The organism is Bradyrhizobium sp. STM 3562 (assembly GCF_045571435.1).
In the GTDB taxonomy this organism is placed as follows: Bacteria; Pseudomonadota; Alphaproteobacteria; order Rhizobiales; family Xanthobacteraceae; genus Bradyrhizobium.
Window position 1 is genome coordinate 7,704,020 of record NZ_CP120694.1, and the last position, 25,127, is coordinate 7,729,146.

22 protein-coding genes are annotated in these 25,127 nt (G+C 64.1%); 14 read left to right on the forward strand and 8 right to left on the reverse strand.

All coding sequences use genetic code 11. The annotated features are described in order from the left end of the window. The first annotated feature begins 50 nt into the window (after window positions 1-50). The 3 genes from P6U23_RS35665 (at window position 51) to P6U23_RS35675 (ending at window position 2,298) form a co-directional block, all read left to right on the forward strand. Window positions 51-1,490, forward strand: coding sequence for a DEAD/DEAH box helicase (locus P6U23_RS35665; RefSeq protein ID WP_407176964.1), 1,440 nt, complete (start codon window positions 51-53; stop codon window positions 1,488-1,490). Between the two features lie 24 nt (window positions 1,491-1,514). Further along, window positions 1,515-1,805 (forward strand): translation initiation factor IF-1, encoded by a 291-nt coding sequence (gene infA / locus P6U23_RS35670; RefSeq protein ID WP_024507661.1) that lies wholly within the window; start codon window positions 1,515-1,517, stop codon window positions 1,803-1,805. Window positions 1,806-2,085: 280 nt separating this feature from the next. After that, the gene (locus P6U23_RS35675; RefSeq protein ID WP_024507660.1) at window positions 2,086-2,298 is read left to right on the forward strand and encodes a cold-shock protein; all 213 of its coding nucleotides are present in this window, start codon (window positions 2,086-2,088) and stop codon (window positions 2,296-2,298) included. Between the two features lie 161 nt (window positions 2,299-2,459). Here P6U23_RS35675 and P6U23_RS35680 read toward each other — a convergent pair whose 3' ends face one another. Together P6U23_RS35680 and P6U23_RS35685 are read right to left on the reverse strand one after the other, a co-directional pair. Further along, a complete protein-coding gene (locus tag P6U23_RS35680) occupies window positions 2,460-2,972 on the reverse strand; it encodes a pilus assembly protein N-terminal domain-containing protein (RefSeq protein ID WP_407176965.1) in 513 nt (170 codons plus the stop codon). Between the two features lie 108 nt (window positions 2,973-3,080). Further along, the gene (locus tag P6U23_RS35685) at window positions 3,081-3,908 is read right to left on the reverse strand and encodes a sterol desaturase family protein (protein WP_407176967.1); all 828 of its coding nucleotides are present in this window, start codon (window positions 3,906-3,908) and stop codon (window positions 3,081-3,083) included. Window positions 3,909-4,227: 319 nt separating this feature from the next. On the opposite strand from P6U23_RS35685, the gene P6U23_RS35690 reads away from it, so the two are divergent. The 9 genes from P6U23_RS35690 (at window position 4,228) to P6U23_RS35730 (ending at window position 13,135) form a co-directional block, all read left to right on the forward strand. Further along, window positions 4,228-4,392, forward strand: a complete 165-nt coding sequence (locus tag P6U23_RS35690) for a Flp family type IVb pilin (protein WP_407176968.1) — start codon at window positions 4,228-4,230, stop codon at window positions 4,390-4,392. Window positions 4,393-4,613: 221 nt separating this feature from the next. Beyond that, window positions 4,614-5,138, forward strand: a complete 525-nt coding sequence (locus tag P6U23_RS35695) for a prepilin peptidase (protein ID WP_407176969.1) — start codon at window positions 4,614-4,616, stop codon at window positions 5,136-5,138. A gap of 128 nt (window positions 5,139-5,266) precedes the next feature. Next, complete coding sequence (gene cpaB / locus P6U23_RS35700) at window positions 5,267-6,067, forward strand: Flp pilus assembly protein CpaB (protein ID WP_407176970.1); 801 nt, start codon at window positions 5,267-5,269, stop codon at window positions 6,065-6,067. A gap of 17 nt (window positions 6,068-6,084) precedes the next feature. Next, a complete protein-coding gene (locus P6U23_RS35705; protein WP_407176971.1) occupies window positions 6,085-7,560 on the forward strand; it encodes a type II and III secretion system protein family protein in 1,476 nt (491 codons plus the stop codon). Between the two features lie 21 nt (window positions 7,561-7,581). Then, window positions 7,582-8,322 (forward strand): CpaD family pilus assembly protein, encoded by a 741-nt coding sequence (locus P6U23_RS35710; protein WP_407176972.1) that lies wholly within the window; start codon window positions 7,582-7,584, stop codon window positions 8,320-8,322. Continuing rightward, window positions 8,319-9,584: an AAA family ATPase gene (locus P6U23_RS35715; protein ID WP_407176973.1), complete on the forward strand. Its 1,266-nt coding sequence runs from the start codon at window positions 8,319-8,321 to the stop codon at window positions 9,582-9,584. The genes P6U23_RS35710 and P6U23_RS35715 overlap by 4 nt, the downstream gene beginning before the upstream one ends. A 21-nt stretch (window positions 9,585-9,605) precedes the next feature. Further along, on the forward strand, window positions 9,606-11,078 hold the full coding sequence (locus P6U23_RS35720) for a CpaF family protein (RefSeq protein WP_407176974.1): 1,473 nt from the start codon (window positions 9,606-9,608) through the stop codon (window positions 11,076-11,078). Continuing rightward, window positions 11,075-12,055, forward strand: a complete 981-nt coding sequence (locus P6U23_RS35725) for a type II secretion system F family protein (RefSeq protein ID WP_407176975.1) — start codon at window positions 11,075-11,077, stop codon at window positions 12,053-12,055. Before P6U23_RS35720 ends, P6U23_RS35725 begins: the two co-directional genes overlap by 4 nt. A 99-nt stretch (window positions 12,056-12,154) precedes the next feature. Continuing rightward, on the forward strand, window positions 12,155-13,135 hold the full coding sequence (locus tag P6U23_RS35730; RefSeq protein WP_407176976.1) for a type II secretion system F family protein: 981 nt from the start codon (window positions 12,155-12,157) through the stop codon (window positions 13,133-13,135). Here the strand turns inward: P6U23_RS35730 and P6U23_RS35735 are convergent. Together P6U23_RS35735 and P6U23_RS35740 are read right to left on the reverse strand one after the other, a co-directional pair. Next, window positions 13,107-14,342 carry an FAD-dependent monooxygenase gene (locus P6U23_RS35735; protein WP_407176977.1) on the reverse strand — a complete coding sequence of 412 codons (1,236 nt, stop codon included), beginning with the start codon at window positions 14,340-14,342 and terminating at the stop codon, window positions 13,107-13,109. The two genes, P6U23_RS35730 and P6U23_RS35735, sit on opposite strands and share 29 nt — an antisense overlap. A gap of 31 nt (window positions 14,343-14,373) precedes the next feature. Continuing rightward, window positions 14,374-15,642: an MFS transporter gene (locus P6U23_RS35740; protein WP_407176978.1), complete on the reverse strand. Its 1,269-nt coding sequence runs from the start codon at window positions 15,640-15,642 to the stop codon at window positions 14,374-14,376. Between the two features lie 150 nt (window positions 15,643-15,792). On the opposite strand from P6U23_RS35740, the gene P6U23_RS35745 reads away from it, so the two are divergent. Beyond that, entirely contained in the window at window positions 15,793-16,698 is a 906-nt protein-coding gene (locus P6U23_RS35745) for a LysR family transcriptional regulator (RefSeq protein ID WP_407176979.1), read from the forward strand. Between the two features lie 68 nt (window positions 16,699-16,766). Here P6U23_RS35745 and P6U23_RS35750 read toward each other — a convergent pair whose 3' ends face one another. After that, window positions 16,767-17,753, reverse strand: a complete 987-nt coding sequence (locus P6U23_RS35750; protein WP_407176980.1) for an integrase core domain-containing protein — start codon at window positions 17,751-17,753, stop codon at window positions 16,767-16,769. A gap of 204 nt (window positions 17,754-17,957) precedes the next feature. Next, window positions 17,958-20,123, reverse strand: a complete 2,166-nt coding sequence (gene katG / locus P6U23_RS35755; protein WP_407176981.1) for a catalase/peroxidase HPI — start codon at window positions 20,121-20,123, stop codon at window positions 17,958-17,960. A gap of 104 nt (window positions 20,124-20,227) precedes the next feature. Here katG and P6U23_RS35760 point away from each other — a divergent pair, with 104 nt between their 5' ends. Further along, entirely contained in the window at window positions 20,228-21,166 is a 939-nt protein-coding gene (locus P6U23_RS35760) for a LysR substrate-binding domain-containing protein (protein ID WP_407176982.1), read from the forward strand. A gap of 70 nt (window positions 21,167-21,236) precedes the next feature. On the opposite strand, the gene P6U23_RS35765 is transcribed toward P6U23_RS35760, so the two are convergent. Both P6U23_RS35765 and P6U23_RS35770 read right to left on the reverse strand, forming a co-directional pair. After that, a complete protein-coding gene (locus tag P6U23_RS35765) occupies window positions 21,237-21,722 on the reverse strand; it encodes an ester cyclase (protein ID WP_407176983.1) in 486 nt (161 codons plus the stop codon). Between the two features lie 158 nt (window positions 21,723-21,880). Next, window positions 21,881-24,571: a flavin-containing monooxygenase gene (locus P6U23_RS35770; RefSeq protein ID WP_407176984.1), complete on the reverse strand. Its 2,691-nt coding sequence runs from the start codon at window positions 24,569-24,571 to the stop codon at window positions 21,881-21,883. Window positions 24,572-25,127: the final 556 nt, after the last annotated feature.

The window sequence follows — 25,127 nt, forward strand, 5'->3', positions numbered from 1 at the left end:
CGCGGCGCTTTGCCGGCGTGCCTGCGGTTCATGTGGAAAGAACAAAGCTTTTGACCTCCTTTTCGGATTTCGGCCTCGCCGATCCCATCTCGCGTGCGCTCAAGGAAGAGAATTACGTCACGCCAACTCCCATCCAGGCTCAGACCATCCCGCTTGCGCTCGAAGGCCGTGACGTCATCGGCATCGCGCAAACCGGTACCGGCAAGACCGCGTCCTTCGCGCTTCCCATCCTGCATCGCATTCTCGCGCAGCGCGGCAAGCCGCAGCCGAAGAGCTGCCGCGCCCTGGTGCTGAGCCCGACCCGCGAACTGTCGGGCCAGATCCTCGACAGCTTCAACGCCTATGGCCGCCACATGCGCCTGACCTCGGCGCTCGCGATCGGCGGCGTGCCGATGGGCCGCCAGGTGCGCGCCCTGATGGGCGGCGTCGACATCCTGGTGGCGACGCCGGGCCGCCTGCTCGATCTCGTGCACGGCAATGCCTTGCGGCTGAACGGCGTCGAGTTTCTGGTGCTCGACGAAGCCGACCGCATGCTGGACATGGGCTTCATCAACGACATCAGGAAAATCGTCGCCAAGCTGCCGCAGCAGCGACAGACCCTGTTCTTCTCGGCGACGATGCCGAAGGCCATCGCCGAGCTTGCGGAGGCGATGCTGCGCGATCCGGCGCGTGTCGCCGTGACGCCGGTCTCCTCCACGGCCGAGCGCATCAGCCAGCGCATCATCCAGGTCGACCATACGGCCAAAGGCGCCATGCTCGCGCAGCTTCTGACCCAGGAACCGATCGATCGCGCGCTGGTTTTCACCCGGACCAAGCACGGCGCCGACAAAGTGGTGAAGAGCCTGGCCAAGTGCGGGATTGCCGCCAACGCGATCCATGGCAACAAGTCGCAGAATCATCGGGAACGGGTGCTTTCGGCGTTCCGCTCCGGCGAGGTCCGCACGCTGGTCGCCACCGATATCGCCGCCCGCGGCATCGACGTCGACGGCATCAGCCATGTCGTGAATTTCGACCTGCCCAATGTGCCGGAGACTTACGTGCACCGCATCGGCCGCACCGCCCGCGCGGGCCGCGAGGGTACGGCCATCTCTCTGGTCGCTGGCGGCGAGGAAATGGCCTATCTGCGCGATATCGAACGGTTGATCCGGATAGCGTTGCCGCGCGAGGACCGCCGCACGGCGGGCCAGCGCGATCCCGCCCCGCCGAGCCCGCAACATCGCGGAAGCCGTGCAGCCCCTCACCCGCATGCGGCAAGAGCAAATGATGCTGCGCAACCTTCAAAAGGCCCTCGCCGCCGACGCCGTCGTGGTGGTAAGAGTGGCGCCCTGCAAATCAATCGCCAAGAACCGCATCATGCACCGCACCATGCAGCGCAGCATGCACCGCATCGTGCGCAGCATGGCGGCAAGACGGAAGGGAATGCTATTGCCTTTTTGCATCGCGAAAGCCGTCCCCGCGACCAACGCAACCGCGACCAGCGGCCCCGTTAACCATCGATCGATCTGGAGCTAAGCATGGCCAAAGAAGAGTTGATCCAGTTCGAAGGACTGGTCACCGAAATCCTCCCCGACGCGCGTTACCGCGTGCAGCTCGACACCGGGCACGAGATCGTTGCCTATACGGCAGGCAAGATGAAAAAGAACCGCATCAAGACGCTTGCGGGCGACCGCGTGACGGTCGAGATGTCGCCCTACGACCTGGAGAAGGGCCGGCTGATTTTCCGCCACAAGGACGAACGTCCGAGCGCGCCCGGTGGCGCGCCGCGGGGGGGCCCGCAGCGGGGTGGCCAGTTTCGTCGCCGATAAGCGTCGGAATGCGTCCAGGATGGTCTTTGAGCCGGCCGCACATGACAGGATGATGTCATGGGCGCGGAACGGCTGGCTCGTACATTAAAAATTCGTGCACGTCAGGATTGTTTTGGCGCCCTGCTTCTCATAAGATGCAGTTATCGATTTTCGGCCGGACGACATTAGCTAATACCGGTACAGCCGGTTCAGACGCTGACGACCCTTCCAAAAATTCGATCTCACCAGCCCACCATAAGTGGGTTTCTGACTTTGTTACTCTGAGAAGGGACTACACCCCGTGAGCATGGGAACCGTGAAATGGTTTAACGCCACCAAAGGCTATGGCTTCATCCAACCGGATGACGGCGGCAAGGATGTGTTCGTGCACATCAGCGCCGTCGAGCGCGCAGGGCTCGGCACGCTGCGTGAAGGCCAGAAGATCTCCTACGAGATCGTGGCGGATCGCCGTTCGGGCAAGTCTTCGGCCGATAATCTCCGCGCCGCGAACTAATCGTCTTCGGAAGGGTTAAGCCCTTTCGAAGCATCCTTATCGGATAGCTGCCCATATAAACAAAAGGGGCCGCGTCCAAGCGCGGCCCCTTTTCATGTTCTGAATGTCGTTTGCACGCGCCCCACCGGCGGCGCGGAGCTACCGCGACGCATGGACAGCGCTCAATTGGCCTTGCCGGTCGTCGCCGACGCGCTGCTGCTGGCCTGGTTGGTCAATGAGCTGGACTGCTGCAGCACCGAGCTGAAGTACTTCTCGTCGTCGCCAAGCGTGGCCCGGCGCTGGCAGATCGGCATGCAGCTATAGGTCTGACGTTCGACCCCGCGATAGACCGTGACCAACTGATCGCTCGGCCCCTCGACCTGGATCATCCGGTCGACCAGGATCTCGCCATTGCGGTCCATGGCAATGAAATTCGTCGCGCCATAGCCTTTGCCGGTCACCACGAGGATGCCGCCGTTCTGCAGCGTCACGTCGGCAATCAGCGGGTTTCCGACCACGATGGTCGCAACGCGCGTCGGCAGCTTGAGGAGCTTGGCCTGATCGACATTCACCGAAATGGTATCGGCGGAGGACTCGGCGAGCGCGGCGCCGGGCCACAGCAGGAGACCGACGGCCATCGCCAGCAATGAGCGAGCAAGCGGGCGGGCAAGGTTACGCAGCAACTCAGACGACATACTGTACCCCGGGACGTTGACGAGCCGGCGAAAGGCGATCGGCGAGCCGCACCGGCGCCCGACGCTAGAAGTCTGCCAAGAATTGATGAACGAACGGCAAACCGCGCTTTAGCGCCGGAACGGGAACGCGAGCTGCCCGACGATCTCGGCGGGCATATCGGCTTCGTCCTTGCCGTAGTTCTCTGGTAGCCGCCCCTCCGGCATCCGGAATGTGCCGAACAGAATGTCCCAGATCGGAAAGGTGCCCGCAAAATTGGTATCGCCGCCCTCTTCCAGGGGCGTGTGATGCCAGCGATGAAAGACCGGCGTCGCCAGCACATATTTGAACGGCCCCAGGGTCCAGCTCAAATTCGCGTGCACGAAGGCCGAATGGAAGGTGGTGAAGGGCCCGACCCAGAGCATGACGTTCGGCGAGATACCGGCCATCAGCAGAATGACGTCGACCGAGATGGTGCCGATCACGAGATTGACGGGATGAAAGCGCGCGGCCGAAATCCAGTCGAGCTCTTCGGAGGAATGATGCACGGCGTGGTACTTCCAGAACTCGCCGCCATGAAACAGCCGATGCAGCCAATACAATATGAAATCGGACGCCACCAGGAACAAAAGCCCCTGCACCCATAGCGGCAGTTGCGACAACGGCCCATGGCCATTGTCGTAGAAAGCAATCAGCGCATCGGCATCGTGAATGTTGAAGAAGGCGGCGGCGCCGACCACGAGCAGGCCGATGCGCACCACGCGCGCAAACACCGGCACGAAGAACCAGTAAACGACGTCGGTGACGAGCTCGCGCCTTTGCCACCACGACTTGCCGGGATTGCAGGCCCAGTAATGGCTGAGCACCGTAAACACCAGTGCCAGGACGACGGTGATCGGCACCACCTTCTCGATGGTCTGGCCGAGCATCATCACCACTTCCATGATCGGATTCGACATCGTCGCCTCGCAAAATGAGATGCTGCAGACGTACTCCCGCCGAGCTTAAGGAGGCGTGAAATCGAGCCGCTCTTCTGCGGCGAAGCTCCGTTCTATGCGTGCGAATCGGCGGCTCGCGCGAAAATCGAATCAGAGCGAATCCCTTAATGGGCCGTTTACTGTGGCAAAGAACAGCCAATTGGAAGCATGTTTACGCGATCGAATTAACTGCGCCGCAATTGTCGGACCTTAGGGTGCGGCCCATGGTCACGGTGCTGAGAACGCCGGCGCGACCAGATCCACAGTTTCGATCAGCCACGTGTACATGGAGTTTAGACGAATGAAGAACCTGATTGCGCGCTTCGTGAAGGACGAGTCCGGCGCCACCGCGATCGAGTACGGCCTGATTGCCGCCGGCATCTCTCTCGCCATCATCGCCGTCGTCAACGGCATCGGCTCCAAGCTGAACGGCGCCTTCAGCTCGATCAACAGTTCGCTTAAGTAAGCGGCTCTCACCGTCGAACAGCAGGGGCCCCGGCAATCGGGGCCCCTGTCTTTTTGAGAGCGCGGGCGTAATTGATGTGCAAGCCGATGGCTGCGCCTATCAACCCGCTCTCGCGCATTTCGGCGGCCGGCAGCCGCGGATTTGCGTTTGCCGATTGTTCATCTCTCGCCCCTAACCTTCACCGATCCAAGGCCGTAATCGCTGCCGTGTAGTGTGCCCCGATGATGCTTGACCTCGCACGGCTTCTCGTCTTTCCCGCGCTGATGGCGTTCGCCGCGGCGAGCGACCTCTTCACCATGACGATCTCGAACCGGGTCTCGCTGGCGCTCGTCGCGTGCTTCTTGGTGCTCGCCCCGCTCACCGGCATGGGGATCAACGACATTCTGCTCCATTTCGGCGCCGGCGCGCTCATGCTCGTGGTCGCGTTCGCCTGTTTTGCGCGCGGCTGGGTCGGCGGTGGTGATGCCAAGCTCGCCGCGGCGACAGCCCTGTGGTTCGGTTTCGCGCATCTGCTCAATTATCTGCTTTACGCGTCCGTGCTCGGCGGTGTCCTGACCATCGCGCTGCTGCAGCTTCGGCAATGGCCGCTGCCCTATCCGCTGACCAGCCAGGCCTGGCTTTTAAGGCTGCACGCCAAGGAAAGCGGCATTCCCTACGGCATCGCGCTCGCGATCGGCGCGCTCATGATCTACCCGGACACCGATTGGGTGACGGCGATCGACCTCGCGCATGTCGCATTGCGCTGACGCTTAGCCGGTAAACCCGGCGTTAAGGCGATTTAGATACGCCTCATTAACCATGCTTTGACGAATAGCTGGTCAACTCCCATCACGGCGACCGACGCGTCGCGGCGTTATGTGGAAAGTTGAAGCGTATGAATACCGCACGCATCGTAGTCCTGGCCATCGCTCTCGGCGCCGGCGGCGTTGCTGCTTACCTTGCGAGCGGATTCGACAACAAGCCGCCTCCGCCCGCGCCGGTCGCGCAGCTCCCGACCGTCGACGTGCTGATCGCCAAGTCGGACATCGGCCTTGGCCAGACCGTCAAGGCGGAAGACCTGCAGTGGCAGACCTGGCCGGCGGCATCCGCCAGCAACAGCTTTATCCGTCGCAATGAGCGGCCCGACGCCACCACGCAGCTCGCCGGCTCGATCGCGCGCGGCCCCTTCATCGCGGGCGAGCCGATCCGCGAGCAGAAGCTGGTGAAGAGCGACTCCGGATTTATGGCGGCCATCCTGCCGACCGGCATGCGCGCGGTATCGACCGAAATCGCCCCGGAGACCGGGGCTGGCGGCTTCATCCTGCCCAACGATCGTGTCGACGTTCTGCTCACCCGGCATCTCAAGAATCCGGATGCCAAGGCCGACGAGCAGGACGTGGTGAAGTCCGAAGTCGTCCTCTCGAATGTCCGCGTGCTCGCGATCGACCAGGCGCCCAAGGAAAAGGACGGCCAGAATGCGGTGATCGGCAAGACCGTTACGCTGGAATTGAAGCCCGAGCAGACCGTCACGCTCGCCGCAGCGCGGCAAGCCGGCTCGCTGTCGCTGGCATTGCGCAGCATTGCCGACGCCAATGCCGTCGAGAACGTCATCAAGGAAGAGAAGGTCACCCAGAACGTCAACGTTGTCCGCTTCGGCATCCCCAGCACGACGACGACAGCACCGACGCAGCAGTGACGATGAGGACGAACGAGATGCAATCCGGGGCAAGCTTCACGAAGATGCGGACCGCGTTGGTCCGCGCCCTGTCGTTTTCGGCGGTCGCTGCGCTCGCGCTCAACCCGGCGCTGGCACCGGTGGAGGCGAGCGATTATCGGCTCGCGCCTCCCGTTGCCGCCGACGGCCAGATGAATGCGCGCTTCCTCTCGCTCGGCGTCGGCAAATCGGTGGTGATCGACCTGCCGCGCGACATCAAGGACGTGCTGGTCGCCGATCCCAAGATCGCCAACGCCGTGATCCGCTCCGCACAGCGCGCCTACATCATTGGTGCCGCGGTCGGTCAGACCAACATCGTTTTTTTTGATTCCGCCGGCCAGCAGATCGCGGCCTATGACATCGCGGTCAAGCGCGACCTCAACGGCGTGCGCGCTGCGCTCAAGCAGCTTCTGCCGAACGCCGATATCCAGATCGAAGGTATCGGCGACGGCGTCGTACTGACCGGCACCGCCGCCACGCCGATCGAGGCACAGCAGGCGGCGGATCTCGCGGGCCGCCTTGCGGGCGGCACCGACAAGGTCGTCAACTCGATCGTGGTCCGCGGCCGCGACCAGGTGATGCTCAAGGTCACGGTGGCCGAAGTGGCCCGCTCGGTGATCAAGCAGCTCGGCATCGATCTCAACGCCAGCCTCAACTACGGCACCGCGGTCGTGAATTTCTCTAATTCCAACCCGTTCACCGCCCGCGGCGGTCCGCTGGTCAGCGGCAACTCGCTGACGAGCTCGTTCGGCGCCGCGCAGTCGGTCACGGCGACGCTGCGGGCGATGGAGAGTGCCGGCGTGATCCGAACCCTGGCCGAGCCGAACCTGACGGCGATCTCGGGCGAGTCCGCAACCTTCGTGGCCGGCGGTGAATTTCCGATTCCGGCCGGCTATTCCTGCGACCCCACCACCCATGTCTGCACCACGCAGATCTCCTACAAGAAATTCGGCGTCTCCCTGAACTTCACGCCGGTGGTGCTGGCCGAGGGACGGATCAGCCTGCACGTGATGACGGAAGTCTCGGAGCTGTCCAATGAAAACTCCGTCACGCTGTCGCAGGCGGTGACGTCCTCGACAGTCAACTCGATCACCATTCCATCCGTCAAGACGCGCCGCGCCGAGACCACGCTGGAAATTCCCTCCGGCGGCGCCATGGCCATGGCCGGCCTGATCCAGGACCAGACCAAGCAGGCCATCAACGGCATGCCCGGCCTGATGCAGCTCCCGGTTCTCGGCACCCTGTTCCGCAGCCGCGACTACGTCAACAACCAGACTGAACTCATGGTCTTGGTGACGCCCTATGTGGTCCGCGCGGTGGCGCAGAAGGACCTGTCGCGTCCTGACGACGGATTTGCGGCGGTCTCGGACCCGCAGGCTGACCTGTTGGGCTCGATCAATCGCATCTATGGCGTGCCCGGTCGCGTCGAGCCGACGCGGAATTATCGCGGCCAATACGGCTTCATCACCGATTGAGGCGAACGAGGATCAAAAACGATGACAAGGCAAACATTCCTCGGTCGCACCCGCATCCTGCGAGTAGCCGGCGCGCTGGCCGGCCTGACCGTTGCGCTCGCTGCCTGCACCCATGCCGACGAAGCCGCGGTCACGGCCAGCATTCCGGAGGATTATCGCGCCCGCCATCCGATCGCGATCGAGGAAGGCAGCCAATCGATGGTCGTCCTGGTCGGCCGCGGCCGCGGCGGGCTTTCGGCCGAGCAGCGCGCCGACGTGATGGGCCTGGCGCAAAGCTGGCTGCACGAAGGAACCGGCGCAATCACTGCCGACGTCCCTATCGACACACCGAATGCGCGCGCGGCCGCGGATTCCCTTCACGAGATTCAGTCGCTGCTCGCTGCGGCCGGCGTACCGCCGCAGGGGCTGACGGTGCACCGCTATCGCCCCGATGATCCCAAATTCATGCCCCCGATCCGTCTGACCTATCCGAAGCTGAAGGCGGTGGCGGGGCCTTGCGGTCTTTGGCCCGAAGATCTCGGCCCCTCGATCAAGAACAAGAGCTATTACGAGAACAGGTCCTACTACAATTTCGGCTGCGCCTATCAGCGCAACATGGCGGCCATGGTCGCAAACCCCGCCGATCTCGAACAGCCACGATCCGAGACGCCGCCCTACACCCCTCGCCGGAGCGAAGGCCTCGAGAAATACCGCAAGGGCACGACCACGGCGACCACCTATCCTGAGGCCGACAGGGCCAAACTCAGCGACACCGGCAAATGATCAGTTACGCCCGCCAGACTTCCGAGCAGCCTCAAGCCGCCACACCGCCGGTGGAAGAGCATATCGCACCGGCGCCGCGCGTGTCGGTGCAGGCATTTTGCGAGACGGTGGAAACTGCTGCTGCCGTGCAGGCCGCCGGCGAAGACCGCCGCCTCGGCAAGGCGCATCTGAAAATCCAGATGGGCGGCATGGCCGCAGCCGTCGAAGCCTATCGCTCGGCGCCGACGCCGAACGTCATCGTGCTGGAGACCGATGCGCGCTCCGACATTCTCGCCGGCCTCGACCAGCTCGCGACCGTCTGCGACGCCGGCACGCGGGTGATCGTGATCGGCCGCATCAACGACGTCGCCTTGTACCGCGAACTCGTCCGCCGCGGCGTCAGCGATTATCTGATCGCGCCGGTGACCGCGATCGACGTGGTCCGCTCGATCTGCAATCTGTTCTCGGCGCCGGAAGCGAAGGCGGTCGGCCGCATCATCGCGGTGGTGGGAGCGAAGGGCGGCGTCGGTGCGTCCACCATTGCTCACAACGTGGCCTGGGCCATCGCCCGCGACCTCGCGATGGATTCGGTCATCGCCGACCTCGACCTTGCCTTCGGCACCGCCGGGCTCGACTACAACCAGGACCCGCCGCAAGGCATCGCCGATGCGGTGTTCTCGCCGGACCGCGTCGACACCGCCTTCATCGACCGCCTGCTGTCGAAATGCACCGACCACCTCAGCCTGCTCGCGGCGCCCGCGACGCTGGACCGCGTCTACGATTTCGGCACCGAAGCATTCGACGCCATATTCGACACGCTGCGCACCACCATGCCATGCATCGTGCTGGACGTTCCGCATCAATGGTCGGGCTGGAGCAAACGGGCACTGGTGGGCGCCGACGACATCCTGATCGTCGCGGCGCCCGATCTTGCCAATTTGCGCAACAGCAAGAACATATTCGACCTGCTGAAGGCCGCGCGTCCGAACGACCGGCCCCCGCTTTACTGCCTCAACCAGGTCGGCGTGCCCAAGCGCCCCGAGATCAACGCATCCGAGTTCGCCAAGGCGATCGAGAGCGAGCCGATCGCCTCTATTCCGTTCGATCCGCAGATGTTCGGCGCGGCCGCCAATAACGGCCAGATGATTGCGGAGATTTCGGCAAATCATCGCGCCACCGAGATGTTCCTGCAGATCGCGCAGCGGCTCACCGGTCGCAGCGAGAGCAAGAAGCCGAAGGGTTCTTTCCTGTCGCCCCTGATCGACAAGCTCTTGAAGAAGTAGTCAAGCGCGTGGAGTCATATCGTGTTTGGTAAGCGTAGCGGAACAGACACCGAGAGCCGGAGCCTGCGGCCGGCGGTGAGCGCGCCGGAGCCTGCGGCCGTGCCGGCCGCGCCGCGCCCCTCCGCTCCCCCTGCGGTGGCGTCGCCGCCGCTCGCGCCGACCAAACCGCCGCCTCCGCCGCCCGTGGTCGAGACCCGGCGCTCCGACAATTACTACCAGGTCAAGGCGACGATCTTCGGTGCGCTGATCGAGGCGATCGATCTCGCCCAGCTCGCCAAGCTCGACGGCGAATCCGCGCGCGAGGAAATCCGCGACATCGTCAACGAGATCATCGCGATCAAGAACATCGTAATGTCGATCGCCGAGCAGGAGGAACTGCTCGACGATATCTGCAACGACGTGCTCGGCTACGGCCCGCTCGAGCCGCTGCTGTCGCGCGACGACATCGCCGACATCATGGTCAACGGCGCCAATACGGTCTACATCGAGGTCGGCGGCAAGATTCAACGCACCGGCATCCGCTTCCGCGACAACCAGCAGCTCCTCAACATCTGCCAACGCATCGTGAGCCAGGTCGGCCGGCGCGTCGACGAAGCCTCGCCGATCTGCGACGCGCGCCTCGCCGACGGCTCGCGCGTCAACGCCATCGTTCCGCCGCTGGCGATCGACGGCCCGGCGCTCACCATCCGCAAATTCAAGAAGGACAAGCTGACGCTCGACCAGCTCGTCAAGTTCGGAGCGATCACGCCCGAGGGCGCGGAGATCCTGCAGATCATCGGCCGCTCCCGCTGCAACGTGCTGATCTCCGGCGGCACCGGCTCCGGCAAGACCACACTGCTCAACTGCCTCACCAACTATATCGAGCACGACGAGCGCATCATCACCTGCGAGGACGCCGCCGAGCTTCAGCTCCAGCAGCCGCACGTGGTGCGCCTGGAAACTCGTCCACCCAACATCGAGGGCGAGGGCCAGGTCACGATGCGCGAATTGGTGCGAAACTGCCTGCGTATGCGGCCCGAGCGCATCATCGTCGGCGAGGTCCGCGGACCGGAGGCCTTCGACCTGTTGCAGGCCATGAACACCGGCCACGACGGATCGATGGGCACGCTGCACGCCAACAATCCGCGCGAGGCGTTGTCGCGCTGCGAATCGATGATCACGATGGGCGGCTTCTCGCTGCCCTCGCGCACCATTCGCGAAATGATCTGCGCCTCGATCGACGTCATCATTCAGGCGGCCCGCCTGCGCGACGGCTCGCGCCGGATCACCCACGTCACGGAGGTGATGGGGATGGAAGGCGACACCATCATCACCCAGGACATCTTCGTCTTCGACCTGATCGGCGAGGACGCCAACGGCAAGATCATCGGCCGGCATCGCTCGACCGGCATCGGCCGGCCGCGCTTCTGGGAACGCGCGCGCTATTACGGCGAGGAGAAACGCCTGGCCGCGGCCCTTGACGCCGCGGAAGACCGCAGCCGGAGTGCGTCATGAACACGCAAACGCTCGCCCTCGGCTTTCTCGCGGCGACCGCGATCGGCGGCATCGCCTGGGTCTTCATCTATCCGGTGCTGTCCGGCGAGAAGCAGGCGGAAAGCCGCCGCGCCTCGATTGCCAAGCCCGAGCCGGCCGCCAAACGCCAGGCCGACAAAACCCAGCGTTCGCGTCGCGAACAGGTCGAGAGCACCTTGAAGGACCTCGAGGCGCGCCATCAGAAGGAAAGCAAGGTCTCGCTCAGCGTCCGCCTCCAGCAGGCGGGGCTCGAGGATTGGTCGACCCAGAAGTTCATGGTGGTGTCGGCGGCTTTGGCCGCGGTGGCTTTCCTGGCGACCTTGGTCGGCGGCGGCGGCCTGCTCGGGGCTTGCGGATTGGCGTTCGCAGCCGGTTTCGGCCTGCCGCGCTGGGGCTTGAGCTTCCTGAAGAAGCGCCGCCTGAAGAAGTTTCTGGCGGCGCTGCCCGACGCGGTCGACGTGATCGTGCGCGGCATCAAGGCCGGCCTGCCCCTGTTCGAATCGATCAAGGTCGTTGCCGCCGACGCGCCGGAGCCGCTGAGGAGCGAGTTCATGGCGATCATCGAAACCCAGGCCATCGGCATGCCGCTCGGAGAGGCTTGCGCGCGGCTCTATGACCGCATGCCGGTTCCTGAGGCGAACTTCTTCGGCATCGTGGTCTCGATCCAGCAGAAGTCCGGCGGCAACTTGTCGGAGGCGCTCGGCAACCTGTCCAAGGTGCTGCGCGACCGCAAGAAGATGGCCGAGAAGATCCAGGCGATGTCGATGGAAGCCAAGGCGTCCGCGTCGATCATCGGCTCGCTGCCGCCGATCGAAATGGTGCTAGTCTACCTGACGACCCCCGACTACATCTCGCTGCTGTGGACCACGCCGACCGGCCAGGTGATGCTGGTCGGGTGCCTGCTCTGGATGTCCATCGGCGTCTTTGTGATGAAGAAGATGATCAATTTCGACTTCTAGAGCGCGATGAGATCGGATCGCACTCTAGGTTTTGTTCAAGCATGATCTTTTCGGAAAGCCGCTAGGCACTGTTCCGGATCATGCCCTAGAGGATGCCGCATGTTCGAGTTACTGGCCGAAAAACTCCACGACCTCCGCTTCATGACCATGCTGCTCGCCGCGATCGCGGCGAGCTTGACCGCTTATACGCTGATCATGCCGCTGTTCGCGGGCGAAGGCTTGGCCAAGCGCATGAAGGCGGTGGCCAACGAGCGCGAACGTATCCGCCAGCGCGAGCGCGAGCGGCTCAACAAGGGCGAGAAGGTCACGCTGCGCCAGACACCGCGGCAGCTCGTGTCGAAGGTGGTGGAGGACTTCAACCTCACCAAATGGCTGGCGCAGGAGTCCGCGCGCGAAAAGCTGGTTCAGGCCGGCTATCGCGGGCAGGCGCCTTATGTCACCTTCCTGTTCGCGCGCATGGTGGCGCCGATCGTATTGCTGGTGCTGTCTGTCATCTACGTCTTCCTGCTCGCGCATCTCGAGAAGCCGTTGCCGATCAAGATCGGCATCTGTGTCGGCGCCGCCTATCTCGGCCTGCAGGCGCCGATGCTGTTCCTGAAGAACGCGATCAGCAAGCGTCAGCTCCAGATCAAGCGCGCCTTTCCCGACGCGCTCGACCTGCTTTTGATCTGCATCGAGTCCGGCATGTCGATCGAAGCCGCCTTTCGCAAGGTCGCCAGCGAGATCGTCAGCCAGTCGATCGCGCTGTCGGAAGAATTCACCCTCACCACGGCCGAGCTATCCTATCTGCAGGACCGCAAGGTCGCCTATGAAAACCTCGCCAGGCGCACGGGGCTCGAGGGCGTCAAATCGGTCTGCTTGGCCCTGCAGCAGGCGGAGCGCTACGGCACGCCCCTCGGACAATCCTTGCGCGTGATGGCGCAGGAGAACCGCGACATGCGCATGAACGAAGCGGAGAAGAAGGCCGCGTCGCTGCCGCCCAAGCTGACCGTGCCGATGATCCTGTTCTTCCTGCCGGTGCTGTTCATCGTCATTCTGGGACCGACCTACATCAAGGTCGTTGCCATGAATCTACAGTGAGGCCCCGCAAGGCTTCGCCGTGATCGCGCGCGGCGATAGCGGCCTTCTCGACGTCGTAGTCATAAAGCCATTTGCGAAATTCGGCGGCGTTGGCGATCTCGCGATCGCGCTGCGCAAGACTTGCGTATTTCGAATCGTAGCGCAGGCCGTTCTGCCGCGCTTCGGCCTGAACCACGTCGGTGCGTTCCCGGCGCAGCCGCTGGTAGTGCGTCAGGATGGCGGGGACATCGGCGGCCTCGCGTCCTTCGAGCAGCACCGCCAGCGCGACGCCGTCCTCGATCGCCTGATTGGCGCCCTGGCCGAGATGCGGGAGCATTGCGTGCGCCGCATCTCCCAATAGCGCGAGGCGGCCATTGGTCCAGGACGCGAGCGGCCGGCGATCGTAGAGGCCCCACCAGAAGCAGGTTTCGACCTTCTCGAGCAGGTCGGTGACGCAAGGGTCCCAGCCCTGGAACGAAGCCGCCAGTTCGTCGCGATCGCCCGCCGCGGACCAGGACTCGATGGTCTCGGTCGAGGTCGGGACGAAGCCGACGTAGTTGAGCATAGTGCCGCTGCGCACCGGAAACACCATGAAGTGCTTGCCATCGCCCATCCACACCTGGTGCGCCTCCTTGCGCCAGCCCGGCAGTTTCTCGCGCGCGATCAGACCGCGATAGGCGCGCACCCCCGAATATTCCGGCGGCTGGGGCGCGACGACATAACGTTGCAGCACCGAGTGGATGCCGTCGGCCGCGATGACCACGTCGGCCTCCGCGCGCTCGCCATTGGCGAAGCTGAGCCGCGCGACCGCGCCGTCCTGCGCAAAGCCGGTGCAGCGATGATCCGTACGCACCGCGCTTGCCGGCAGCCCGCGGGCCAGCACGTCGAGCAGGTCGGCGCGATGCATGCCGTAGAGGCCGTTCCAGCCGCTTGAATCGGTGGTCAGGATCGGCCCGACCACCGTGCCGTCCATACGGCAATATTCCGAACCGGCGCCGACCCTGGCACCGACCGCGGCGAGCGCGTCGGCAAATCCCATCCGCTCGAGCTGGCGCAGGCTGTTGGGATAGATGAAGACGCCGGCGCCGACCTCACCGAGCGCCTTCGCCTGCTCGTAGACCGTGACCTCGATGCCGCGCCGGCGCAGGGCATTGGCCGCGGAGAGGCCGCCGATGCCGCCGCCGACAATGGCGGCGCGAAGGCGTCTGGTCGATGAAATCATGGTCATGTGTTCCGATCCCTTGCAGGGCTGTTGATGGCTAGGGCTGCGGCGCGGATCGGCGCGATCGCTCTCGCGGCGGATAACGATAGGCACCAAGCGAGATGACCAGCATCACGGCCGCGAGCAGCGCGAGACCGAGGCCGATCAGTCCTGTCGCATAGCTGCGATTGGCATCGAAGGCATGCGCCATGATCCATGGGCCGAGGCCGGACCCGAGCGTGAAAAAGGCCAGGATGCAGCCATAGACGACGCCGTAATGGGCCATGCCGAAATAACGGCTGGTGAGATAGGCCATGATGTCGCCCTCCGCGCCGATGCCCAGCCCGAGCAACACGGCCGCGACGACCGCGAGCGGCCCGGTAGCCCCGATGCCGAGCATCATCATGCCGGCGAGGGGGACAAGAAAGAAGAACGCAGCGACATAGGGACCGTAGAAGCGATCGAGCGCGAGCCCGGACAGGATGCGCCCGATGATCAAGGACAGCCCGGCGGCTGCCACCGCCGTGGTGGCGGTGCCTGCGGCGATGCCGCGATCGACGAGGATCGGCACGATGTGGGCGATGGTGCCGTTGATCGCCGCGGCGGCGAACATCATCGCCGCGGCCGCGAACCAGAAACGATAGCCGCGCAGCGCCTGCCCAAGCGTCAGCCCCTCGGCGGTGACCATTTCGATGCGGTCCTGCCGCGGCCGCTCGCGGACGAACAGCGCGACCGAAGGGAAGGCGACCAGAAGCAGGAGCGCGCCCAGCGCGAAATAGGCGTGGCGCCAGTCATATGCGGCGACGAAATAGTGCGTGTATTTCGGCATCAAGGCGGCCCCGATGCCGATGCCCGCAAGCGTGACGCCGAGCGCGAGCCCGCGCCGGCCGTCGAACCAGGTCGAGACCACGCGTCCGTAGGTCAGCGTGGAATGACCGGCGCCAACGATGCCGAGAAAACCGTAGAGCAGGATGAACGCGATCGGGCTTGCGCCAAGCAAGCCGCCCGAGGCGGTGGCGAGCGCGAAGATCACGATCGCGGGCAGCGCGATGCGGCGGACGCCGACGCGATCCACCACTGTGCCGACGAACGGCATCGCCAGCGCGCCGGTGACGTGGGAGGTCACGACAGCAGAGGCAAGCACGCTGCGCTGCCAGCCGAACTCGGCGCTGATCGGCTGCAGCAACACGCCGAAGGTGAAGAGGATGATGGGACCATTGCCGACGATCAGCGCCAGCGTCGAGCCGAACACCACAAGCCAGCCGGTGGAGACCTTTTCGCCGCCGAGCGGCACGGCGAGTTCTCCTGGAAACGCGGACTCTCCCATTCATCCTCCCCCGGTCGGCTGCCATTTCGCGGCTGTTTCGCCGGGCAGCGCTTGGCCGGACCGTAGGGAGCTAGGAATTATTTTACAACACGCTCTTCGTTTATAGAGTAATACGAAATCCATATAAATCAGGAGGCTTCGCAGCCAAGCATGGCCGTTACCTTCCGCCAGCTCGAGGCGTTCATCGCGGTTGCCGAGACCCACAATTTCACCCGCGCGGCGGAGCGGCTGCGCATGGCGCAGCCGATGGTGTCCAGCCTGGTCCGGGAGCTCGAAGCCGAGCTTGGCTTTCGCCTGTTCGACCGCACCACAAGGCGGGTGCAGCTCACCGCCGCCGCGCTTGAATTCCTCAACGACGCGCGGCGGCTCACGAGCGACATGGACGGCGCGCTGCGCCGCGCCCGCGACGTCGGCGCGCGCCGGCGCGGCCACATCAAGGTCGGCGCTCCGCCGCTGCTCGCCGCGGCGCTGCTGCCGAAGGCGATCCGAGAGTTTGCGCAATCATCGCCCGGCGTCGCTGTCAGCGTGGTGGACCGCTCGCTGGCGGCGATTCACGAGCTTCTGACGTCCGGCGACATCGATCTTGCGGTCGGCACTTTCCGCCGCAACGAGGACGGTATCGCGCGCATTCCGCTGGTGCCCTACCTGATCGCGCTGCTCTGCCGCGCCGACCATCCGCTCGCGGCCATTCCGCGCCCGCGCTGGCACGATCTTGCCGGCGTGCCGTTGATTGCGCTTCGTCGCGGCAACGGCATCCGCGAACAGATCGAGCAGGGCTACGCCGCGGCCGGCCTGAACGCGGAACCGGCCTTCGAGCTCGATCAACTCACCACGATCTTCGCGATGGTCGAGGCAGGCTTCGGCATCACGGTGTTGCCGCTCTATGCCCTCTCGGCTCTACCGACAAAATCCCTCGTCGCGCGCGAACTGATCGACCCCATGGTCACGCGCGAGATCGACGTCGCCCATCGCGAAGACCGCTCGCTGTCGCCCGCCGCCCTCGATTTCGTGCGGCTATTGCGGCTCAACGCGACCGAGCTGCAATCGCCGAGGTGACGATCGGCAGCGAAATGCGATCCGCCACCCAGGAATTGAACCCAAGCCGTCATTGCTGTGCATGTTCACTAATTCGCTGATCGAATGGTTTGAGTCTGGGCGGCGGCGAAGTCCTTTGGGGTCTTGCCGCCGAGGGCCTGATGAGGTCTGAAGTTGTTGTAGTAGATCAGGTACTCGAACAGTTCATTGGCGAAGTGCTCAAGGTTATCGAAGGTGGCGCCCTCGATGACGTCATCGTCCAGGGTTCGCCAGAACCGCTCGACCTTGCCATTGGTCTGCGGCCGGTAGGGCCTGGTGTAGCGGTGCTTGATGCCGAGCTCGATCAGCATGGCTTCGAAGGGGTGCTCCTCCGGTTTATTGCGGGAGGCGAACTCGGCCCCGTTATCAGAGAGGATCTCGGCGAACTGGACCCCATAGGTGACGCTCAGGGTGTTGATCATCTTCAGGGCCTTGAACATGACCGGCAGCGCCTTTTTCGAGGTCAGGACTTCGGCCCAGGCCAGGCGTGAGCAACTGTCGAGCAGGCTGATGATGAAGGCAGGGCTTGGCGGCGGCACCAGGAACATGTCGCGCGGCAGTTGGTGCAGGTCAATATGGCCGAGTTCCCCGATCTTGTCCTTGATAATGCGGCGTTTCTCCTCACGCATCGCCGGGGTGCGGCGGTTCAGCTCGTGGCGCTTTAGGACGCGATAGATGGTCGATGGCGAGGGTACCGTATCGCGCTGTTCACGCAAGGCGGCATGGATCTCGTAGCGGTTCATGCCGCGCTTGCGGCAGGCGACGATCTCCGCCTCAATGCCTTCCGGCTGGCGGCGTTCGCGCCATTTCGGCCCGCGGCGCTGCGGCAGCAGGTCGGCCTCCGCGCCGCTGCGCAGGTAGCGGTTATAGTACTTCCGGAACGTCTGCGAGCACGTGCCGTGGTGGCGGTAGAAATCCCCGACCCGCCGGAATGTCGCCGATCGCCCCGCTTTCACTTCCTCATACTCTGCGATCAAGAACCGCCACTTCTGAATGTAATTCCGTTCAATCGTCCGGTCGAAGCTGTTGTCGCGCATCGAATCCCCCCTGCGGGCTGGATTCGATCAGCGAATTAGTGAACATGCACAATTGCGAGGAGCGAGAGCGACGACGCAATCCAGATTGCATCCGCGGAGAAAGTCTGGATTTGCTTCGCTTGCGCCTGCAATGACGCGAAGGACGGCGTTCCAAGCTAGCTTGAAACGCCGCCCTTTTTTATGACTTCTGCCGGTATCGAGAGATCAGGCGAGCTCGAAGCGGTCGAGGTTCATCACCTTGTCCCACGCGGCCACGAAGTCGTTCACGAACTTCTCCTTCGAATCCGCGCAGGCATAGACTTCCGCGAACGCCCGCAATTGCGAGTGCGAGCCGAAGATTAGGTCGACACGGGTGCCGGTCCACTTGAGCTCGTTCGTCTTGCGGTCACGGCCCTCGTACACGCCGTCGGCCCCGGCGGGCGCCCACTGCGTGCGCATATCGAGCAGGTTGACGAAGAAGTCGTTCGTCAGCGTCTCCGGCTTACTGGTGAAGACGCCGTGCTTGGACTTGCCGACGTTGGCACCGAGCACGCGCAGGCCGCCCACGAGCACCGTCAGCTCGGGCGCGGTCAGCGTCAAGAGTTGCGCCCGATCAACCAGGGCTTCCTCCGGCAGCATGTACTGGTGCCGATTGCCGATATAGTTGCGGAAGCCGTCAGCCCGCGGTTCGAGCGGCGCGAAAGAAGGCGCGTCGGTCTGCTCCTGCGAGGCATCCGTGCGCCCCGGCGTGAACGGGACCTTCACGACGGTGCCGCCGTCCTTCGCCGCCTTCTCGACCCCGGCGCAGCCGGCGAGAACGATCAGATCGGCGAGCGAGATCTTCTTGCCGCCGCCTGCGGAGGCGTTGAACTCCTTCTGGATCGCTTCGAGCTTCTGCAGCACGTTCTTGAGCTGCGCCGGCTCGTTGACTTCCCAATCCTTCTGAGGGGCAAGGCGAATGCGTGCGCCGTTCGCTCCGCCGCGTTTGTCCGAGCCGCGGAAGGTCGATGCCGATGCCCAGGCCGTTGCAACGAGCTGAGACACCGTGAGACCTGAGGCGAGGATCTTCGCCTTCAGCGCTTCGACGTCCTTCTCGTCGACCAGCGGATGATCGACGGCCGGAATCGGATCCTGCCAGATCAGCGTCTCCTTCGGCACCAGCGGCCCGAGGTAACGCGCGACCGGCCCCATGTCGCGGTGCGTGAGCTTGAACCAGGCGCGGGCAAAGGCGTCCGCGAACTGATCGGGATGCTCGTAGAAGCGCCGCGAGATCTTCTCGTAGACCGGGTCCATGCGCAGCGAGAGATCGGTCGTCAGCATGGTCGGCACGCGCTTCTTCGACTTGTCGAAGGGGTCCGGAATGGACGGCTCGACTCCCTTCGCTTGCCACTGCCACGCACCAGCGGGGCTCTTGGTCAGCTCCCACTCATACTTGAACAGGTTGTCGAAGAAGTAGTTGCTCCACTTGGTCGGCGTTTGCGACCAGATGACTTCCGGACCACCGGTGATCGCGTCAGCGCCGACGCCGGTGCCGAACTTACTCTTCCACCCGAGGCCCTGGTCCTCGAGGGCGCCACCTTCCGGCTCGGGGCCGATCAGCGACGGATCGCCGGCGCCATGGGTTTTGCCAAAGGTGTGGCCGCCGGCAATCAGGGCGACGGTCTCCTCATCGTTCATCGCCATACGGAAGAACGTCTCGCGAATGTCCTTGGCCGCGGCGACCGGGTCCGGCTTGCCGTTCGGTCCTTCCGGATTGACGTAGATCAGGCCCATCTGCACCGCGCCGAGCGGCTCGGCAAGCTGGCGCTCGCCGCTGTAGCGTTCATCGCCGAGCCATGTGCCCTCGGGACCCCAGTACAGTTCTTCAGGCTCCCACACATCGGCGCGGCCGCCAGCAAAACCGAACGTCTTGAAGCCCATCGATTCCAGGGCAACGTTGCCGGCCAGCACCATCAGGTCGGCCCAGGAGATCTTGCGGCCGTACTTCTGCTTGATCGGCCAGAGCAGCCGGCGCGCCTTGTCGAGATTGGCGTTGTCAGGCCAGCTATTGAGCGGCGCGAAACGCTGCTGGCCGGCACCGGCGCCGCCGCGGCCGTCGGTGATGCGGTAAGTGCCCGCACTGTGCCAGGCCATGCGGATCATGAGTCCGCCATAGTGGCCGAAGTCGGCCGGCCACCACTCCTGCGAGTCCGTCATCAGAGCATGAAGATCCTTGATGACGGCATTCAGGTCGAGGCTCTTGAATTCCTTGGCATAGTCGAATGCCTCGCCCATCGGATCGGAGAGGCTGGAGTGCTGGTGGAGAACCTGAAGATTGAGCTGCTTCGGCCACCAGTCACGGTTCGTGTGTGCGCGCGTGCCCGAAAACGGGCACTTGGTTGTATCATCCATAAATCGCCTCCTGTGGTAGTTCCCTGCACCGCGTGGGCGCAATCTAGGCCTCGCATTCCATCAGGGGAAATTGACTTTGGTGATTGTTACGATAAGATCTCCTGATGATCCAATTTACGCTCCGGCAGCTTCGTTATTTCGATGCGCTGGCACGTCATGGCCATTTCGGACGCGCGGCGGAAGCGTGTGCAATCACGCAACCGGCGATGTCGATGCAGATCAAGGAACTGGAAGAAGCCTTGGGTGGCGTGCTGCTCGAGCGAAATGCGCGCCAGGTCGTGCTGACGAAGTTTGGCCAAGAACTCGCAGAGCGCGTCCGCGAGATCCTGCGGTCGATCGATGAACTCGGCGACTTCGCGCGGGCCTCGCGAGACCAGCTCGTCGGCCGGCTGCGTGTCGGCATGATCCCGACCGTTGCGCCCTACCTGCTGCCCAAGGTCATCGGCAATCTCACGCGCATGCACCCGGAACTTGACGTTCACGTTCGCGAGACGGTGACGCCGAAGCTGATCCAGGAACTCAGCGAGGGTCGGCTTGACGCGGCGATCGTTGCGCTGCCGGTGTCCGAACCCTCGCTGACCGAGGTTGCCTTGTTCTCGGAGAATTTCCTGCTGGTCCGCCCGCGTGAAGATGAGGCGGCGCCGGTGCTCAGCGCCGAAGCGCTGCGCGAGATGCGGCTGCTCCTGCTCGAAGAGGGACACTGCTTCCGCGATCAGGCCCTGTCGTTCTGCAAGATGCAGTCGTCCACGCCGCGGGAGGTGCTGGACGCGAGCTCCTTGTCCACGCTGGTCCAGATGGTGAGCGCGGGCCTCGGCGTCACCTTGATCCCGGAAATGGCCGTGGCGGTGGAGACACGCTCGGCACCCGTATCTGTCGCCCGCTTCGACGACCCGCAGCCTTCGCGAACCGTCGGCATGGTCTGGCGCAAGACAAGTCCGCTGGCGCGACAGCTCCTGCAAATTTCCGAGGTGGTGTCCCTGTCGGCCGACGCCTTGCGTGAGCAGTACGGTGCGAGAGCGGCAAAGGGCAATCGACGAACCTAACTAACCGCCCTGGTGGAGGGATCCCTCGCGAGCCGCCGCAAGGGCCAGCGCAAACTGAACCAGCCGCGGGTCAGCTCTTCATCTGGGCAAGCTGGCCGGCGATGTCGCCCATGCCCCAATGCTCGGCGATCTTGCCGCTGACGATCCGGAAGATGTCGCAGGACGTGAAGCGCAGGCGCTTGCCGGTCGGCGCGACGCCGAGCAGCACGCCCTGATGCGTTCCCTCGTAAACAAAACTCGCGGCGAGCTTGTCGTCCGCCGCCACCATCGCCTCGATCGAGACCTTGAGATCCGGAAGGCCTTTCAGCCGCGCCGCGAAGAAGCCGACGCTCGCCTGCTTGGCGGACATTCCCGGCGGCGGGGGCGGTGCCGCGGCGCTGACTTGATGGTTGACATAGTCGTCGGCGAACAGCGCTGCGAAAGCGTCGATATCGTGGGCCGACAATGTCGCGGCAAAGGCTTCCGCCACCTGGCGGGGCGCGGCCGTATCGGCTCGCGCGAGGCTGGGGGCCAATGTCGCCGCGCCGAGCACTGCCAAGATGGTTCTGCGATCCATCGTCTTCTCCCGTTTCGGAAAACGCGCTGGATAGCTAGCGTTTCTGCCGCTCGAAGTCACGCGCGCAAGCAGCCATGGGAATCGCACGCGGGCCACGCGCGGACGAAAACCGATTTGTCCGCGCCACCCGGCAATCCCAATTCGCCCGACGCTCCGCGCTATGATGCCGCCGCGGCGATCTTGTGCAGCGGGACAGCCCGGTCTCGCATGCTTTCGTCCTCTCGTCTCGCCCCGGGCGGCAGTCCGGCGAAGCGGCGCAAGGCTTCCGCCATCTGCACGCGGCCGCTGACGCCGGTAATGACCACGTCAACCATGGTGAAGGAGGAATGGAAATGCCCGCGCGCTTTGAATTGCTCGACCGGGACACCGGCGGCGGCCAGAGCCTCCGCATAGGCGATCCCCTCGTCCCGCAACGGATCGAACTCGCAGGTTACGACATAGGCCGGCGGCAGGCCTCCCAATTCGCCGCGCAGCGGCGAGACGCGCGGATCGGTGCGATCGGCCGGCGAGCAGTACAGGTCCCAGAACCAGTACATCAACGAGCGCGTGAGAAAGTAGCCCGCCGCGTTTTCGTTGTAGGATGGACGATCGAACGTGCAATCGGTGACCGGGCAGACCAGAAGCTGCCCCGATATCGCCGGCCCACCGCGATCGCGCGCGAGCTGACAGGTGACCGCAGCGATGTTGGCGCCGGCGCTCCAACCGGCGACCAGCACGGGCCCCGGCGTACCGCCGAGGTCCGCCGCGTGCTCGGCGATCCAGCGCGTCGCCGCATAGCCGTCCTCCGCCGCAGTCGGAAAGCGATGCTCGGGCGCATGACGATAGCCGACGCTGACAAAGATCATGCCGCTGCGCCGGCACATGTCGCGGCAGAACGGATCATCCGATTGTTCGTCACCCAACACCCAGCCGCCGCCATGGAAATAAACCACGATCGGATGCGGCCCAGGCGTAGCCGGCCGATACAGCCGGTAGCGCAACGCGCCATCGGCGCTCGGCAGAGTCCCATCGACGACCTCGCCGACCGGCCGGCCGGCGGGACGCGCGGCATTGAATTGGGCGACGAAGTCGCGCAAGCCTTGCGATCCGAATGATTCCAAGGGCGGCAGTTTCATGTCTGCCAGCATGTTCAGAACCAGCCGGACATCCGGCTGCAGGCGAACGATTTCGCCGTCATTGCATTGCTCCGCGACGCCGGGGCCGGTCAGCCTGAAGCCCAACATGCCGCGGCTGACGATCTCGTTGCAGATGCTGCGATAGGGACCGACACCGCCGGTATAAGGCATCACGCCTTGCGCTTTTCCCGGCACGTTGGCGCCCGTGTACCAGGTGTTGGCCAGCCGATGCAGCGTCAGCATCGAACAGTCGGCCATATGCCGTGCCCAACCCGCCTGCGCCGTATCGGTCGCCTCGAGCGTGGTGAAACCGGCCTCGCGCATCGCGATCAGACGATCCACGACCCAGTCGACGTGCTGCTCGATCGACACCGCCATGTTGGACAGCACCGACGGGCTGCCCGGCCCCGTGATCATGAACAGATTGGGAAAGCCTGACACCGTGAGTCCGAGATAGGTCTGCGGTCCATGCGCCCAGACCTCGGACAGCGATCGTCCGCCGCGGCCCGTGATCGGGTGAATCGCCGTAATCGCTCCGGTCATGGCGTCGAAGCCGGTCGCGAACACGATGACGTCCACATCGAACATGCGCTTATCGGTCTTGATGCCGCCGGCCGTGATCCTTTCGATCGGCTCCTGCCGCAGGTTCACGAGCGTGACGTTAGGCCGGTTGTAGGTGGCGTAGTAATTGGTATCGAGACAGGGGCGCTTGGCCCCGAACGGATGATCGTGCGGGGTAAGCGCTTCGGCCGTCTCGGGATCTTTCACGATCTCGCGGATCTTCTCGCGGATCAGTTCCGCGACCACCGCATTGCCGTCGGTGTCGACGCCCTGGTCGGCCCAAAGCTGGGTCAGGATGTAGACGAGATCGCCGTTGGCCCACGCCTTCTCGAAGCGTTCGCGCCGCTCGGCCTCGCTGAGTTGCCAGCTCACGGCTGTTTGCTGCGGATAAGGAACGCCCGTGAGTGACCAGCGCGCCTGCTCACGATAGCCGGCGCGGTTGCTTTCCAACAGAGCAAGGCGATCCGTCGGCGCAGGACCGTTGTGTGCGGGCATGGCAAAGTTAGGCGTGCGCTGGAAAACCGTGAGCTGCGCCGCCTGCTCGGCGATCATCGGGATCAACTGGATGCCTGAGGACCCGGTCCCGATCACCGCGATGCGCTTGCCGGCCAGCTTCACCTCGTCATGCGGCCAGCGGCCGGTGAAATAGACCTCGCCCCTGAAGTCCTTGACGCCATCGATCTCCGGGGGCTTGGGCGCGGAGAGACACCCCGTAGCCATGATGTAGTAGCGAGACGAGACGGAAGCGCCCTCATCGGTCTTCAGCAGCCATCGTTGCCTCACCTCATCCCACGTTGCTGCCGTGACCTTGGTCTTGAAGCGGATGTCGCGTCGCAGATCGTAGCGATCGGCGACGAAGCCGAGATAGCGCAGGATTTCGGGCTGGGTCGCGTATTTCTCGGACCATGTCCACGCGCGCTCGAGTTCGGGATCGAAGGTGTAGCTGTAGTCGATGGTCTGAATGTCGCAGCGTGCACCGGGATATCGGTTCCAGTACCAGGTGCCGCCGACGTCGTCGGCTTCCTCCAACGCGACCGTCGTGAAGTCGGCCTGGCGCAGCCGATGCAGAAGGTACAGGCCGGCAAAGCCGGCGCCCACCACCGCGACGTCGACCTGTTGCGTCGTACCATTCGCGTCTTCTGAAGCACGTGCAGCAACCAATGTACCTGGCATGCCGTTCCTCCCGTGCGTATGTTTTATTTTGCCGTACGCTATCGCCCCGCACGTGCTTTGTCACGCAGGCTGTTGCGATCGGGATGGTTTCCAGGCTTCTCTGCAAGCGGCTGCTGCAACGCCTGTCGCGCCGGAACATTCCGTCTTCAGGCGCTCTCGTTTCGTCCGGCTGCGCTATCAGGCCGCGAAAACGCGTGCGCGCAAAAACTAATTTCACCAACCATTTCAATTCGATTTGGGTGGTCCAGATCCGCGCGCAAAAATATTCCGCTTTGTGATCACCCCAAATCAGTCGCATCCTTCGCGCGTCCCGCCTCGATCCTGGAGGGGCGTATCGCGAACGTCACGAAACGCGAGGCGGGATGCGGTGGACGCGGATGTATCGAAGACGAACGATACGGATGCGGACGGCGAAGTCGTGTGGTCCTGGCGCCCCAAGGCTGGCGCCAAGTTTCGCGAAGATGCGCTTGCCGCATCTCGCTGACGACGGTGACAACAAAGTCTGGCTCACCGGGGAGAGCGCGAAGTAAGCCGTAAAACCACTGCGCAGGGAATG

Bases quoted from the DNA above. Each gene is read 5' to 3' on its own strand.
- P6U23_RS35715 (WP_407176973.1), top strand. From the start codon at position 8,319: ATGATCAGTTACGCCCGCCAGACTTCCGAGCAGCCTCAAGCCGCCACA.
- P6U23_RS35730 (WP_407176976.1), top strand. From the start codon at position 12,155: ATGTTCGAGTTACTGGCCGAAAAACTCCACGACCTCCGCTTCATGACC.
- cpaB (WP_407176970.1), top strand. From the start codon at position 5,267: ATGAATACCGCACGCATCGTAGTCCTGGCCATCGCTCTCGGCGCCGGC.
- P6U23_RS35750 (WP_407176980.1), bottom strand. From the start codon at position 17,753: ATGCGCGACAACAGCTTCGACCGGACGATTGAACGGAATTACATTCAG.
- P6U23_RS35770 (WP_407176984.1), bottom strand. From the start codon at position 24,571: ATGCCAGGTACATTGGTTGCTGCACGTGCTTCAGAAGACGCGAATGGT.
- P6U23_RS35725 (WP_407176975.1), top strand. From the start codon at position 11,075: ATGAACACGCAAACGCTCGCCCTCGGCTTTCTCGCGGCGACCGCGATC.
- P6U23_RS35740 (WP_407176978.1), bottom strand. From the start codon at position 15,642: ATGGGAGAGTCCGCGTTTCCAGGAGAACTCGCCGTGCCGCTCGGCGGC.
- P6U23_RS35695 (WP_407176969.1), top strand. From the start codon at position 4,614: ATGATGCTTGACCTCGCACGGCTTCTCGTCTTTCCCGCGCTGATGGCG.
- P6U23_RS35685 (WP_407176967.1), bottom strand. From the start codon at position 3,908: ATGTCGAATCCGATCATGGAAGTGGTGATGATGCTCGGCCAGACCATC.
- katG (WP_407176981.1), bottom strand. From the start codon at position 20,123: ATGGATGATACAACCAAGTGCCCGTTTTCGGGCACGCGCGCACACACG.
- P6U23_RS35680 (WP_407176965.1), bottom strand. From the start codon at position 2,972: ATGTCGTCTGAGTTGCTGCGTAACCTTGCCCGCCCGCTTGCTCGCTCA.
- P6U23_RS35745 (WP_407176979.1), top strand. From the start codon at position 15,793: ATGGCCGTTACCTTCCGCCAGCTCGAGGCGTTCATCGCGGTTGCCGAG.
- P6U23_RS35690 (WP_407176968.1), top strand. From the start codon at position 4,228: ATGAAGAACCTGATTGCGCGCTTCGTGAAGGACGAGTCCGGCGCCACC.
- P6U23_RS35710 (WP_407176972.1), top strand. From the start codon at position 7,582: ATGACAAGGCAAACATTCCTCGGTCGCACCCGCATCCTGCGAGTAGCC.
- P6U23_RS35760 (WP_407176982.1), top strand. From the start codon at position 20,228: ATGATCCAATTTACGCTCCGGCAGCTTCGTTATTTCGATGCGCTGGCA.
- infA (WP_024507661.1), top strand. From the start codon at position 1,515: ATGGCCAAAGAAGAGTTGATCCAGTTCGAAGGACTGGTCACCGAAATC.
- P6U23_RS35765 (WP_407176983.1), bottom strand. From the start codon at position 21,722: ATGGATCGCAGAACCATCTTGGCAGTGCTCGGCGCGGCGACATTGGCC.
- P6U23_RS35735 (WP_407176977.1), bottom strand. From the start codon at position 14,342: ATGACCATGATTTCATCGACCAGACGCCTTCGCGCCGCCATTGTCGGC.
- P6U23_RS35705 (WP_407176971.1), top strand. From the start codon at position 6,085: ATGCAATCCGGGGCAAGCTTCACGAAGATGCGGACCGCGTTGGTCCGC.